Genomic DNA, 13,418 nt, shown 5'->3' with positions numbered 1-13,418 from the left:
ATCAACACGGTGCCTCCCCCGTGACCGGGGTCAGCTTGAGCAGGCCGGGGTACAGGTGCCCGGTCCGCGCCTGGTCCAGGCGCACGTGCTCGACCTCGACCCCGTCGATCCGGTACTCGCGCAACGCGCGGCCGGTGTCCTGGTCCACGGGGCGCAGGTGCCGGGGGTCGACCTCCTGGACGATCAACGAGGGCGCGGTCGCGGTGGTGTTCTTGCCGCCTCGCTGGGCGGAGCCGGGTCGGGGGTTCGCGCCCAGGGCGAACGGCGCGGGCGCCAACCGCCACACGTGCCCCTTGCTGGCGGAGATCAGGTCTCCCCGCTCCTGCCACGGGCTGATCGGGGTGTCCTCGGTGGTGCTGAGCCCCTTGAACAGCACCAGTGCCCGTCCCTGGTTGATGGCGGGGCCCGTGTCGAGGGTGAACTGGCGGGAGAAGAACAGCGAGGCGGGCAGACCGGCCCCCAGGAGGGCGCGGGCGTAGTCGGCGACCAGGGGCAGCACCTCGTGCCGGATGTGCTCGGCTGCCGTCGGATCGGTCTCGGCCAGCGCCTTTCCCCTCGCGCGGAGGATGCCCAGCACCCCGGCGACGTCGCGCGGTGTCGCGTCCGGGAGCTCCTCGCGGCGACCGCGTCCGAGGCGGCGCTTGTGCTCCAACAGCGCGTTCAGCAGGAAGCGGGTGGAGTCCTGGTAGCCGGACTTCCTGCGGTCGGTGGCGGGGTAGATGTTCAGGGTGTGGACGGACCCGTCGTCCGCGAACAGGGGGTCGACCGCGTAGTAGGCGCCGTCCGCGTTCTCCAACCGCCAGACGAGGACCCGGCGCGCGGCGGTGGCCGACTGGGCGATGAGCTCTTGCGCGGGTCGCCCGGTCGAGCGCGCGTCGGTCAGCAGCAGGTAGGGCGAGCCATCACGGGAGAACACCGGTTCGGGGGAGGCCGTGATGTCGCGCCTGCCGAGCAGGTTGACGCTCAGCGCGGTCACCTCGGCCGTCTCCGGTGGCCCGGATCGTTCCGAGGAGACCAGCAGGTGCGGTCCGACGCGCAGCACGTGGCGGCCGTCGACCTCGCTCTCCTCCACCTCCGCTCGCACGGCCAAGGGGCGGAACCGGAACTCCGCCGACAGTGATTCCCTGTTCAGGCCGCGCCGTTCCAGCAGCACCCGGTAGGTCCGCAGCGTGGTGGCCAGGTCCGCGACGAACTGCGCGCGACTGGTCTCGCCCCGCCGCTGCGCGGCCTCCGTCCAGCCCGCGGTGAAGGGCGTGATCGACAGGCGGAGCCCGGCGATCCCGTCGTGGAGCTGCTCGGCGACGCGGCGGTGCACCCGGACCAGGTCCTCGTTGTGCTCGGAGAACCCGACAGTGGTCATCCGCACCGTGCAGCCGAGCACGTCGCGCGCCAGCGCCACGTACTCGTCCAGGTGGAGGTAAGAGCCGATGTCGTTGTCCAGGTAGGGGAAGAGAACACGAGGCTTGTGCTCGCGCCCTCCGCCGAGCCCGCTGCCGCGCTCGGCGGTCACCGCGCCCAGCGCGGCGAAGAGGTCACGCAGCCCGGTGCGGCTGAACTGCCAGACGTCGGTCCCGGCGTGCTGGCTGCAGAACGCGCAGCGGTTGAAGCAGCCGACCTGGGGCTGGAAGTACTGGATCCGGGTCAGCGCCTCCTCCGGGAGCTGCCTGAGCTGCTCGGCGATGTCCCGCCTGCGCTCGACCCGCTCCTCGGGCAGCGAGCGCTCGTCGGGGAGCAGGAACGCCTCGGCGCCCACGTCGAGGTCAACCACGGCTGCCCCTTCCGGACAGGGACGCGCGGACCGCCCCGACCACGCGGGTCACGTCCTCGTCGGTCATCGCCGGGTAGCAGGGCAGCGACAGCTCCTCGTCCGCCGCGCGGTCGGTGACCGGCAACGCGTCGGCGCCCGCGAGCCGCTGGTAGCGGCTGAGCCGGTGGACCGGGGTGAAGTGGACCGAGGTGTCGATGCCCGCCTCGGCCAGCCTGGCCGCCAGCGCGCCACGATCGATCAACGCCGACTCGGGGCGCACGCGCACCGCGAAGAGGTGCCAGGAGGACCTGACCTCTTCGCTCTCGACGGGCAGCACCAGGCCCGGTAGGCCGGCGAGCTCGTGCAGGTAGCGCTGGGCTATCAGACGGCGGCGGGCGTTGAACTCCGGCAGCCTCCTCAACTGGTGCACGCCCAGGGAGGCCGTGATGTCCGACATGACGTACTTCAGGCCGGGTTCCACGACGTCGTACCGCTCGGTCGTCCGGTTGCCGTGCCGCTGCCACACCCCGCGGTCGATGCCCTGCCGGGACAGCACCCTGGCCCGGTCGACGAGGTCGCGCCTGCCGACCAGCATCCCGCCTTCGCCGGTGGTGAGGTTCTTGTTGGCGTAGAAGCTGAACGTGGCCAGGTCCCCGAACGACCCCGCGGGCCGCCCCCGGTAGGTGGCGCCCAGCGCGTGCGCCGCGTCCTCGATCAGCAGCAGGCCCGCGTCCCGCGCGAGCGCCACCAGTGCGGCCATGTCGCAGGCGTGTCCCGCGTAGTGCATGGGGATGACGGCACGGGTGCGCTCGGTGATCGCCGCGCGCACGTGGTCGACGTCGACGGTGAGCGACTCCGGCTCGACGTCGACCAGCACCGGGACAGCCCCGACCTGGACCACGGCGTTGGCCACCGCGCAGAACGTGAGGCTCGGTGTGATCACCTCGTCGCCGGGGCCGATGCCCGCCGCCATCAGGGACAGGTGCAGCGCGGCGGTGCAGGAGGAGAGGGCGAGCGCGCTCTCCACGCCCAGCTCGCGGCGGAACGCCTCTTCGAACTGGGCGGTCTTGGGCCCGGCGGTGAGCCAGCCGGAGCGGAGTGTGTCGATCACCTCGGCGATCTCCTCCTCGCCGATCAGCGGCCTGTTCCAGGGCAGTCGGGGCGCACTCGCGCCGATCGGGTCGGCGGTCACCGGCGCACCGCCTTGACCACGACCTGGTCGGACACGGCCCGCAACCGGGCGGACGCGCCGAAAGCGCGGTCGAGCTCGCGCGCCTTCGCGAAGAGCGCGGCCGACTCCTCCGCCCCGTGCTCCGCGTTCGCGTGGCGAACGGCGGAGTAGAAGGGGTTGGCGATGTCTTCGACCGGGTCGAGCCCGACGTCCGCCGCGGCGGAGAGGAGGTCCGGCACGGTGACCAGCTCGCAGAAGTAGCCGTTCTCCCACTGGACGCCCACCCGGTGCGGGTTGTCCGCGCGGGCGCCCGAGAGCAGGGCGCTGTCCGCGTTGTTCAGCTCCAGCAGGAGCGTTCCGCCCGGCTTCAGCACGCGGGCGATCTCGGCGAGCGCGGCGTGGCGGTGTTCCGAGGGCACGTGCTCGAACACCCCGAAGCACACGACGACGTCGACCGATCCGTCCTGCAGGTCCACCGCGTCGACACCGCCCAAGCGGACCTCGGCGTTGCCCAACCCGGCGATGCGCCTCCGCGCCCTGTCGAGCATCCCCGGCGCCAGGTCCACGCCGACGACCCGCTCCGCGGCGCGGGCGAGGCGGGGCAGCAGCCTGCCGACCCCGCAGCCGAGGTCGAGGACGGTCCGGCCCGCCAGGTCGGGCAGGAGCGCGTCGAGGCAGTCGTCCTCCCACGCGGCGTAGGCCCTGCTCATCTCCAGCGGCTTGCCCTGGCACAGCACCGCCGCGTCCTCTGCCGCGCGATCACCCGGCGGCACCGCGAGCAGTCGTTCGCCGCCCCAGTAGCGGGCCGCCGCGGCGCCGTCGTACACCGCGCTCATCGCTGCCCCCACGCGGTCGCGTAGTCCCCCGCCAGCCGCTTCATCGGCTCGCTCGCGACGACGGCGATCCGCCGCTCCTCCAGCGCCAGCCGGAGTCCGCGCAGGTTGTCGTACTCCACGCGGTCGGGGTCCCCGAGCTCACCCCGCTCGATCGCACCGGCGATCTCCCGGATGCCCGCCTCCAGCGCCGTCGTGCACGAGCCGGGGAAGCGCCGGGCCACCAGCTCGAAGCTGACCCGGTAGTCGCGCCGGTCCTCGGCGTCCTCCTGCTCGTCGATCCGCGCGCCGGGCACCGAGGACACCACGGCCTCCGCGATCTGCTTGATGGAGTGGTTCTGCCCGTCGCTGCCGACGTTGAGCACGGTCGCCTCCCCGGCGGGCTCGGCCGTCAACGCCCGCCGGACGACGTCGGCGACGTCCGCGACGTGGACCAGGGGCCGCCACTGGCCGCCGCCGCGCAGCGGGACGACCGCCTTGACCACCGCGCGACTGGTCATCGAGTTCACCACCGAGTCCAGCCGCATCCGCGGCGACAACCCGAAGACGGTGGACAACCGCAGCGTCGTCAACTCGACCTCACCCCGGCACACCTCGGCGAGGTGCTCCTCGGCGAGGAGCTTGGTCCGCGCGTAGACCGAGAGCGGGGCGGGCTCCACGTCCTCGGTGACCAGGACGTCCTTCTGCCTCCCGTAGACGCTGCACGTGGACAGGAACACGTACTTGCCCACACCGGCTTCGACCGCGATCTCGGCGGCCAGCACCGGCGCGGCGTAGTTGAGCTGGACCGCCAACTCCTCGTCCACGGCGCAGGCGGGCTCACCGACCAGGCCGCCGAGGTGGACCACGGCGTCCGCTCCCTCGAGCGCCGCGCGCAGCACGTCCGGGTCGCGGAAGTCGGCTTTGCGGAAGTCGGCGCCGTCGGGAGCGCGGTCCACACGCCCGGCGTGGGCGTAGACCATGTTGTCCACGACGACGACCTCGTGCCCGTCGTGGAGGAGTTCCCTGGCGACCACCGAGCCGATGTACCCGGCTCCGCCCAGTAGGACAGTGCGCATCACGAGCTGGCCTTTCTCACAGTGGTGGGGCGTCCGCCCGACCGCAGGGGGGAGGGGCGCCTGGTGAGCGAGGTGCCGCCGTCGATCAGAGGGCGGCGACCGATTCCGGCCGCAGCCAGTCGGGCACGGCGTGCGGGGTGCGGCGCAGCCAGTCGACGTACCGGTCGACGCCCGCGCTCAGGCCGATGGTCGGTTCCCAGTCGAGGACCTCCCGCATCCGGCGGGTGTCGGCGCACCCGCCGGTCGGGTCCCCCGACGGCCGTGCGGTCTCCACCACGCGCGCGTCCGGGAAGTGCCCGCCGATCAGCTCGGCGACCGTCCGCACCGGGGTGCCCTCACCGGTGCCCACGTTGATCACCTCTCCGGCCGCACCAGGTGCGACCAGCGCGAGCACGGTGGCCATCGCGACGTCGTCGACGTGGACGAAGTCGCGCACCTGGGTGCCCCCGTTGTGCAGCAGCAGCGGCTGGCGCGTCATCGCGTGCATCCCGAACCACGCCACGCACCAGGAGTGGCTGCCGGGTTTGGGGACCTGCGGGTCGCCGTACACGCTGAAGTAGCGCAGGACGACGGCCTCCGTGGCGCTCGCGGCGAGGGTGATCCTGGTCTGGTTCTCCCCCCAGGCCTTCGAGTTGCCGTAGACCGAGATCGGCAGCAGCGGTGATCGCTCGGAGAAGCGCCGGGCTCCGGTGACGTCCGGGTCGCCGTCGCCGTAGACGCTGGCGGAGGAGATGAAGACGAACCTGCGCACACCGCTGTCCGCGATCTCGTCGAGCAGGATCTGGGTGCCGTGCACGTTGCTGGCGAAGGCCCGCGCGGGTTCCCTGGTGCAGGCCGCCACGTCGGCGAACGCGGCGGCGTGGACCACGTGGTCGGCGCCCGCCAGCGCCTTCCTCAGCGCCGCGCGGTCCACGAGGTCCGCCACCACGAGCTCCCCGTCGGGCGGACCGATGACCCGCAGGGCCTGCGGCGGGTAGGCGAGGAGGTTGTCCAGCACCACGACCTCGGCCCCGGCCGCCGCGAGCAGCCTGCTGACGCGGCTTCCGATGAGGCCCGCGCCCCCGGTGACCAGGACCCTGCTGCCGCGCAGCGCGCTCAAGCGATCCGACACCCCGTGATCCCTCCCCGCTCGTGTGAAAACGTCGGTCACAGCAGGCTCACCTTCCGATCGGCGAGGGCGAGCGTCCCCGTTGCGACGAGCAACCGGTCGTCCGCGTTGTTCAGGCTCGCCGACCTCAGGTCGCGGAAGCGCCGCTCGAGCGCACCGCGCCGGTAGCCGCCCCCCAGCCCGACGAGCAGCACCAAGCGGTTCACCGCCTCGAACGCGAGTTCGGCCACCGCGACCTTCACCGTGTTGAGGTGGATCTGCGTCGGGGCGGCCTCGGGACGGCCTCCGCCCGAGCGGAGCTCGGCCACCTCCTCCGCCGCCCGGTGCAGGTAGGCGCTGGCGAGTTCGAGGCAGGTCCGCACCCTGGCTATCCGCTCGGCGACCAGGGGCGAGGTCACGTCCACCGACCTCGGCCGCCTGGGGGAGCGCACCGCGCCGAGGAAGTCGGACAGCGCGGCGCGGGCGGCGCCGAGCCACGTGGCGGCCCAACCGAGGTGCCCCACCGGGATGAGGCTGCGCAGGGCGATCTCCGACCAGCCACCGTCCGCGACCAGCACTCGGTCCGCGCGCAACTCGCCCCTCAGGCGCAGCGGCACGCTGTCGGTGCCGCGCATGCCCAGGGTGTCCCAGTCCCCGTCGACCTCGACGTCCAGCTCGTGCCGATAGGCGAACACGGCGCGCACGTCGCGTTCCAGGGCGGTCTCGTCCGCGCGCATGGTGATCAGGAATCCGTCGGCGTGCCGCCCGCCGGTGACCACGGGTGCGTACCGGTCGAGCACGAGCACGCCCTCCCGCTCGCGCAGCGGAGCGCGCGAGGTCAGCAGGTGGCCCCCCTTGTCCTCCTCGGTGGTGACCGAGGCCAGGTACAGCTCGCCCGCGGCGAGCCGAGGCAGGAGTTCGGACGCGAGCCGCTGCGGGGCGTAGTGGGCGATCGCGTCGACCTGCTGGCAGTGCATGGCCCACGCCAGCGCGGAGGACGTGCACCCCGCGGCGAGCCGTTCGGCGACGTCGACCAGGTCGAGGACCGTCCCCCCGAGGCCCCCGTGCTCCTCGGGGACCATGAGGCCCATGAGCCCGGTGGCGCGCAACGCGGCGAGCGCCTCGGTCGGGAAGCGGGGTTCGGCGTCGACCTCGGCGGCGTGGCGGGCCAGCAGCGGGACCACTTCCTCCGCCGCGGCCAGGAACCGGGAAGTCCCGGAGGAGTGCCTCACCTGTTCTCCTGCGCGCTCAGCTCCGCCACGACCTGCCACAGCGCACCGGGAGTGGCGAACATCTCCGCGGTGAGCAACTCGTCGGGCACGCTCACGCCGAAGACGTCCTCGACCTCGATCAGCAGCCTGATGGTCTCCATCGAGTCGAGCCCCAGCGCGGTCATGCTCGCGTCCGGCCGGAGCTCCACGCCCGCCGCCAGCAGCGGCAGGTACCGGCGCAGCAGCTGCTCGTAGCTGTCATTCCACTGCGGTGACACGGGTGTCCTCCTCGACGGTGGTGCGGTGCAGCAGGACGCGGGTGGCGCTGACGACCCGGTCGCCGTGCAGGGCGACCTCCACGGGCGGCCGGTGCCCGAGGAAACCGAGCAGGCCGGTGGTCAGGCCGTAGGCCCCGACGTTGGGGAGCGCCACGAGCCCGCCCGGCTCCGCACCGGTCAGCGCCACATCGCGACCGAGCACGTCGGCCGGGGTGCAGAGCGGTCCGACGAGGTCGACCAGGAGCGCTTCACCGTCGCCGAGGAGCGGTTGCGACCGAGCTGCGAGCACGCGCCCGGTGGCCGCCAGGCCCCCGAGGTGGTGCACGCCGGTGTCCAGCACCACGAACGTGCGGCCGAAGGACTCCTTGACGTCCAGGACCCTGCACAGGAGCGTGCCGCTCCGCGCGGTGAGGTACCGCCCTGATTCGAACAGCACCTCGGGACCGCCGTCCCGCCAGCCGGGCAGGCTCGCGTCGAGCAGTTCTTCCAGGCGCGGGGCGAGTTCCGGGTAGGTGGGCGCGGCGCCCGGCGCGGCGAAGGGCGCGGCGAACCCGCCGCCGAGGTCCAGGAAGCGCAGGTCGATCGAGTCCCTGAGCCGTGCTCCGGCATCGATGCCTGCCCCCATCGCGGCGAGCAGGGACTCCTCGTCCGGCGCGTTGGTGGCGGAGAAGACGTGCACGCCGACGACTTCGACGTGGCGGAGTTCCGACAACGAGCGCTCGACCAGGGCGAGGCCGGCAGGATCCAGGCCGAACTGCGACGGCTTGCCCGTCATGCGCAGCCCGCCGCGCACGGGTGTCGGCAGGTTGAGGCGCAGCAGCGCCCGAGGGGAGCGCCCGGTCGCGGCTGCCGAGCGCTCAAGCTGGCGCAGCTGGTGCGAGGACTCGACCGAGTGCAGGCCGACACCCGCCACCAGCGCGGCCTCCGTCTCGGCGTCGCTCCGCCCAGGGCCGGTGAGCAGGCAGTCGGCCGGGACGAACCCCGCGTCGAGAGCGGTGCGCAGTTCGCCGGTCGAGCTCACCTCGGCGCGACAGCCCGCGACGCGCGCTGCGGCCACGACGTCCGGGTGCGGGTTGGCCTTCAGCGAGAAGCACAGGGAGGACGGCTGCGGGAGCTGCCCCACCAGTTCCGCCGCGGCCCGTTCGACGTCGTCCAACCGGTAGACGTAGGCGGGTGTGCCGTACCTGTCGGCGATGTCCCGGAGAGAGGTCACGACACCCCTCCGGGCATCCGCCCGCACCGCGTGCGGGCGCGCTTGCGCTGATCTTGCTCCACGATGCTCCCCAGGTGTTCGGCACTGCCCCGCGCAATCGGGTGGTGGCGTTCCCCCACCGCCACCGGGGTGATCACAACGCCATCGCCTCGAACGGACGAGATCCCACGCAGTCCTCCCCGGTGGTGGCGCCGTCACGGCCGAGTCGAAATCCGGACGACTTCCTGAGGTAAATGCGAGTCGACTCGCCGAGACCGGGACGCTATCAGGGAGGAAGGTCACCGGGAAGGCGGCGACAGCAGGCCGAACCCAGTTCCCGGCAGCGGGCTACGGCTTTCCGAGGGGGCGTCAGCAGGACCTGTAATGACACTCGTTCCCGAACGCGGCAAGGCTGCGGTAAAACGAACCCGATGGGCGAGGCGAAGCCTGAAAAGCTTGTGCATATTAGAAAAACAGATGGGTTTCCAAGCGGGTCCGTCGGCAGGACACGTGGCATGGAATTCGTGCCGTCACCAGGGGGTGACACCTCGGTGGGGCGGGCCGTGCCGCAGCGCCCCGAACAGGGGACTCCGGAAGTGTGCACCGGGAACCTGCGGAGCTCGGCTCGGCTGGAAAACCCCGAGGAATGTCGACCCCGATGACGGGTCCACGGCAATCCCGGTTTTCGTCGAACGACCGTGCGGTGTCCGATTCATTCCGAATGTTCCCCATCCGCCGTGCCACTCCTGTCCGTTCGGATCCGGTGCGAAAAAATCGTTTTGAACACGAGTCTGAGGTTTTCGAAAAATTTCACCGGGAGCTGGCCAAGGCTGTGCGGCCGAGGTGCGTCCCGCACCGGAACCGCAGCATCCGGCGTTCGGGCGCTTCGGCGTTCAGGCCGAAAAACGTCACTGTGGTTGCGAACCCAGTGGCCGCCTGTTATACGGGGCCGGAGGGGTCGCCAGTCGGAACGGAAGTGGCGCAGCGCGCAGCCGTGCGAAAACACCCGGACAACAGCGGTCAGCGTTAATCGCGCTTCGGCGGGCGCGGTCGTCATCCGCACCACGAACGCGCCCACCGCCGCCCGAACACCAGCGCGAACCCGGCGAACAGGCTGATCGGGCTGGTGAGGTGACCGTTCTGGGACACCGCGACCAGCACGCCGAACGAGGCGGCGATCGACAGCAGGAAGCCCAAGGCCGCCTTGAGCGGCACCAAAACGCTGCGGGGGACCAGTGTTATCAGCATGAGCACTAGCCCTCACCACCACCGCCAGCACGGCACGAGGGCGTCGGCGAGCCGCTCCGAGACGTCGCTGTCGAGCGCAGTGGAACCGGTGGCGGACAGCCGCGCGCCGTCGAGGTCGGGCAGGTCGCGGATGGCGTGCGGGAGGTCCTCAGCGGCCTCGCTGGTCGGCGCGCCGAGCGGAACGACGGTGAGCGTGCGGCGTCCCCGGCCTCGTCGGCCACCGCCGGGGTGGCACTGGCACGAGCCGCGACCGCGGTGGTGGACGGGCTTCCCAGGGCCGGAGGCGCGCGGGTGACGCGGGTCGAGGTCCGGGAGACCCGTTCGAACACCACCGTGTGCGAACCGGTGTGGTCCTGATGGAGTTGGCGGTCAACGAGCTGTTCGGCCCGACCTTCCAGGGGGAGGGCATCAGCCAGGGGCGGGTGGCGAACTTCCTGCGCCTGCATGGCTGCCACTTAGCCTGCGCCTGGTGCGACACCCCGCAGACCTGGGGCCGCGACCGGCACCCGCCGCACCAGGAGCGTCGTCTCCTTGACACGGTTGAGGTCCTTTCCTGGTTGGCCCGGCAACCGGCTGATCTGCTGGTGGTCACCGGCGGTGTCGAGGTGGAGACCTCCGGCGCCATCGCCCCCACCGCAGCCCTGGTGGACGCGGTCACCCGCTTCACCGTCTCGGCCAAGCTGGGAAACGCGAAGATGCCGGTGCACCGCCGTATCCGCCCGGCGGCGTTGCGCGCGTTGGCGATGACGGGCAAGGCGTCGTGGAAGTTCGTCGTCCAGCCCCCAGGCGACCTGGACGAGGCGGCGGAGCTGGTGGAGACCTACCCGGTTGGGGCCGGTGTGGCTCATGCCGGAGGGCGCGGACCCGGCGGTGCTGCTGGAGCGGACGCGGGAGCTGGCCGCCCCGGTGCTCGCGCGGGGCTGGAACCTGACCTCCCGGCTGCACGTCCTGCTGTGGGGCGATGTCCGTGGCCGCTGAGCGTGGTCAGCCGAGCAGCAGGTCGCGGTCGCGCCAGGCCATGCGCAGCAGGCTCAACGCCCCCGGCGACAGGCGCGGCTCCAACCGGGTGATCGCCTCCTCGACGAACGGAATGTCCGCCCTGCCGTCCTCGCCCACCACCCTGCCCTCGTCGTTGACCCGCGCCCTCGCCCCGAAGAGCCTGTCAAACTCGTCGTCGTCAACCACCGCGACGGTGCGCTGGCTGGGCCCGAGCGTGAGCAGGTCCACCACCAGGCCGTAGTGCCACACCCGCAACCGCCCTGCCGCCCGCGCCCGCTCGACCGAGGCAAACGGCTCCTCGCTGGCGTAGTCAATGGCGCGGGCACCGTTGCCATCGTGCTCGGGGTTGGCCAGGAACTCCTCGGAGTACTCGCGCATGATGCTGTGCCACAAGGAGAAGTCGTTGCGCACGTCCACCACCTGCACCGAGGACGGCTGGAACTCACCCGCGGGCATCAGGGAGCACAGGCTGCCACCGTCGGCCCCCGCGTCCCCGTCCCGCTCGTGCAGCACGAACCGGTGCCCACCACAGGCACTCCGGCGGATGGTGAGGGTAACGATGCCCGGCAACATCACCAACTGCTGCGGGTCGAACGGGTCGCCGATGGCCTGGCGCAGCGGCAGGGCGTCCCAGCCGGGCACCGAGCCCTGGGCAGCCAGGTAGGCGGCCTTGAATCGTGCGCCAGACAGGACTTGACGTGAAAGACCTCGAAATGCAGTGGTGGTAAGGGAGCCTCAGCGCACGTTCTACGGCAACCAGTACGGGTTGACCTTCCTAGTGCTACAGCACTACGGGGTCAGGTTGTAGGTGCCAGATGTGTGTGGGCGGAGTCCGAGGCGCCCGACCTGGTGATGTCGGTGTTCGGCGGGATGAGCAAGGGCGAGCGGAACCGGGTGCCGATCAGGGTGCGCTCGGCCATGGCGGCTCAGGCTTCCGTCGAGGGACGCTTCCTCGGCGGGCGTCCGCCGTACGGCTACCTGATCGCCGACGCCGGGCCGCACCCGAACCCCGGCGCCGCCGACGGCAAGCGGCTGCACCGCTTGGAGTTAGACCCGGTGGCCGCGCCGGTGGTGCGGCGGATCTTCGCGGAGTACGTGGGCGGTCGGGGGATCTTCGCGATCGCGGAGGCGTTGACCCGTGACGACATCGCCTGCCCATCGGCGCACGACCGGGCGCGGAATCCGCATCGGTCGGGAGTGGCGTGGTCGAAGGGGGTGGTGCGGGCGATCCTGGCCAACCCGCGCTACACCGGCAGGCAGGTGTGGAACCGGCAGCGCAAGGACGAGGTGCTGATCGACGTCGAGGACGTGGCGTTGGGGCATGAGACGCGGTTGCGGTGGAACGAGCGGGACAAGTGGGTGTTCTCAGTGGCTGTTTGAAAACCGGTAGTGGGATGGCCTCTGTGGTGCGCGTATAGGGGAACTCCTGTCACCCAGGCGAGCATCCACGACAAACGCGCCGCCCGCTCGCTGCTGCGACGGGTCCGCGACCGGGCGGGCGACCGTTTTTCCCTGGTGTGGGCGGACAACGGCTACCACGGCGCGTTCCCCGGCTGGGCCCACGCCACCCTCGGGCTGACCGTCGAAGTGGTGTCCCGGCCCCGCAAAACCCTGTTCCACGTGCTGCCACGCCGGTGAGTGGTGGAACGGACTCTGGCCTGGATCACCTCACGTCGCGACGTTGCACCCGCGACTACGAACGCCTCCCACGTCACCACGAGGCCATCGTCCGCTGGGCAATGAGCCCTTTCCAACCTGGTGGGGGTGGGCTGGAGACATGACGAAGCTCCTGGTAGATGACTTCTCGACCAAGAGCAAGGCCATCGCCAGGAGCTCCGTGTGCTTGCCCACCCATCAGCGATCGACCTGTCCAGTTCACACCTGCGCTTCCCTGCCAGGGAGCTGACCGCCCACCGACGACGGACCGGCAGCAGGTGACGCACGCTCGACCCCGGACGCCAAGCACTGCCGGTCCTGGCCCATCCGCGTCGCGGCGACACCCACACCCGCCGGGCCACCGTCTGCCGCCACATCCACGAAGCCGTCCGGCTCCTGGCCGCACCGGCACCCGACCTCGCCGAGGCGACGCGGGGCACCGCGCGCAAGGCCTACGTCATCCTCGACGGCACCCTGCTCCGGACCGACCGCATCGCCACCGACCGTCCGCACCACTCCGGGAAACACAAACGGCACGGCATGAACGTCCACGTTCTCGCCGACCCGGCCGGACGCCCGCTGTGGGTCCCGCCCGCGCCGCCCGGCTCGGCCCACGACCTGACCGCGGCCCGCAGCCACGGCATCATCCACGCCTTGGCAGCAGTGGACATCCCGTGCCGGGCGGACAAGGCACATCGAGGAGCGGGTGGACCGGTCCGGGTGCCCTACCACGGCAAATGGCACAACCTCTCGCCCGGCCAACAAGCGGTCAACCGCTCGCATGCCCGCATCCGCGCCCTGGGCGAACGAGCCGTACCGATCCTCAAAGCCTGGCGGTTACCGCGCCGACCCCGCTGCTCCACCACCCGCATCACCGACCTGACCCGAACGGTCCTCACCCTTCACCTCAACACCGGATGAAGTTGGAAATGGCTCAT

General features: G+C 71.5%; 13 protein-coding genes and 1 pseudogene. 4 read left to right on the top strand and 10 right to left on the bottom strand.

Annotated elements, in window-relative coordinates; all coding sequences use genetic code 11:
* Position 1: 1 nt before the first annotated feature.
* From CNX65_RS36345 to CNX65_RS35595, 9 genes are all read right to left on the bottom strand, one after another.
* Positions 2–1,768, bottom strand: coding sequence for a hypothetical protein (locus CNX65_RS36345; protein WP_177154316.1), 1,767 nt, complete (start codon positions 1,766–1,768; stop codon positions 2–4).
* Positions 1,761–2,939, bottom strand: a complete 1,179-nt coding sequence (locus CNX65_RS22770) for a DegT/DnrJ/EryC1/StrS family aminotransferase (protein WP_096495587.1) — start codon at positions 2,937–2,939, stop codon at positions 1,761–1,763. The genes CNX65_RS36345 and CNX65_RS22770 overlap by 8 nt, the downstream gene beginning before the upstream one ends.
* A complete protein-coding gene (locus CNX65_RS22765) occupies positions 2,936–3,754 on the bottom strand; it encodes a class I SAM-dependent methyltransferase (protein ID WP_096495586.1) in 819 nt (272 codons plus the stop codon). Before CNX65_RS22765 ends, CNX65_RS22770 begins: the two co-directional genes overlap by 4 nt.
* Complete coding sequence (locus CNX65_RS22760) at positions 3,751–4,809, bottom strand: NAD-dependent epimerase/dehydratase family protein (RefSeq protein ID WP_096495585.1); 1,059 nt, start codon at positions 4,807–4,809, stop codon at positions 3,751–3,753. The genes CNX65_RS22765 and CNX65_RS22760 overlap by 4 nt, the downstream gene beginning before the upstream one ends.
* A gap of 85 nt (positions 4,810–4,894) precedes the next feature.
* A complete protein-coding gene (locus tag CNX65_RS22755; protein WP_096495584.1) occupies positions 4,895–5,920 on the bottom strand; it encodes an NAD-dependent epimerase/dehydratase family protein in 1,026 nt (341 codons plus the stop codon).
* A gap of 35 nt (positions 5,921–5,955) precedes the next feature.
* Positions 5,956–7,128 carry an acyl-CoA dehydrogenase family protein gene (locus CNX65_RS22750; RefSeq protein ID WP_177154315.1) on the bottom strand — a complete coding sequence of 391 codons (1,173 nt, stop codon included), beginning with the start codon at positions 7,126–7,128 and terminating at the stop codon, positions 5,956–5,958.
* On the bottom strand, positions 7,125–7,385 hold the full coding sequence (locus CNX65_RS36340) for a phosphopantetheine-binding protein (RefSeq protein ID WP_177154314.1): 261 nt from the start codon (positions 7,383–7,385) through the stop codon (positions 7,125–7,127). Before CNX65_RS36340 ends, CNX65_RS22750 begins: the two co-directional genes overlap by 4 nt.
* Positions 7,366–8,598 carry a type III PLP-dependent enzyme domain-containing protein gene (locus tag CNX65_RS22745; RefSeq protein WP_177154313.1) on the bottom strand — a complete coding sequence of 411 codons (1,233 nt, stop codon included), beginning with the start codon at positions 8,596–8,598 and terminating at the stop codon, positions 7,366–7,368. The genes CNX65_RS36340 and CNX65_RS22745 overlap by 20 nt, the downstream gene beginning before the upstream one ends.
* A 1,032-nt stretch (positions 8,599–9,630) precedes the next feature.
* The gene (locus tag CNX65_RS35595) at positions 9,631–9,825 is read right to left on the bottom strand and encodes a hypothetical protein (protein ID WP_157767796.1); all 195 of its coding nucleotides are present in this window, start codon (positions 9,823–9,825) and stop codon (positions 9,631–9,633) included.
* Positions 9,826–10,671: 846 nt separating this feature from the next.
* Here CNX65_RS35595 and CNX65_RS37960 point away from each other — a divergent pair.
* The gene (locus tag CNX65_RS37960; RefSeq protein ID WP_256373261.1) at positions 10,672–10,803 is read left to right on the top strand and encodes a hypothetical protein; all 132 of its coding nucleotides are present in this window, start codon (positions 10,672–10,674) and stop codon (positions 10,801–10,803) included.
* Positions 10,804–10,809: 6 nt separating this feature from the next.
* Here CNX65_RS37960 and CNX65_RS22730 read toward each other — a convergent pair whose 3' ends face one another.
* Positions 10,810–11,466, bottom strand: a complete 657-nt coding sequence (locus CNX65_RS22730; protein WP_177154312.1) for a hypothetical protein — start codon at positions 11,464–11,466, stop codon at positions 10,810–10,812.
* 177 nt (positions 11,467–11,643) lie between these two features.
* Between CNX65_RS22730 and CNX65_RS22725 the strand changes: the two genes are divergently transcribed.
* From CNX65_RS22725 to CNX65_RS22720, 3 genes and pseudogenes are all read left to right on the top strand, one after another.
* Positions 11,644–12,204: a recombinase family protein gene (locus CNX65_RS22725; protein ID WP_198320538.1), complete on the top strand. Its 561-nt coding sequence runs from the start codon at positions 11,644–11,646 to the stop codon at positions 12,202–12,204.
* 9 nt (positions 12,205–12,213) lie between these two features.
* Entirely contained in the window at positions 12,214–12,462 is a 249-nt protein-coding gene (locus CNX65_RS38215; RefSeq protein WP_332553118.1) for a transposase, read from the top strand.
* A 201-nt stretch (positions 12,463–12,663) separates the two neighbouring features.
* Positions 12,664–13,401 (top strand): annotated as a pseudogene (locus CNX65_RS22720) (transposase family protein).
* Positions 13,402–13,418 lie beyond the last annotated feature (17 nt).

The sequence above is a fragment of the Actinosynnema pretiosum genome (assembly GCF_002354875.1).
GTDB lineage: Bacteria > Actinomycetota > Actinomycetes > Mycobacteriales > Pseudonocardiaceae > Actinosynnema > Actinosynnema auranticum.
Note: the sequence above shows the minus strand (reverse complement) of the source record. Positions and strands in the feature narration are given on the sequence as shown.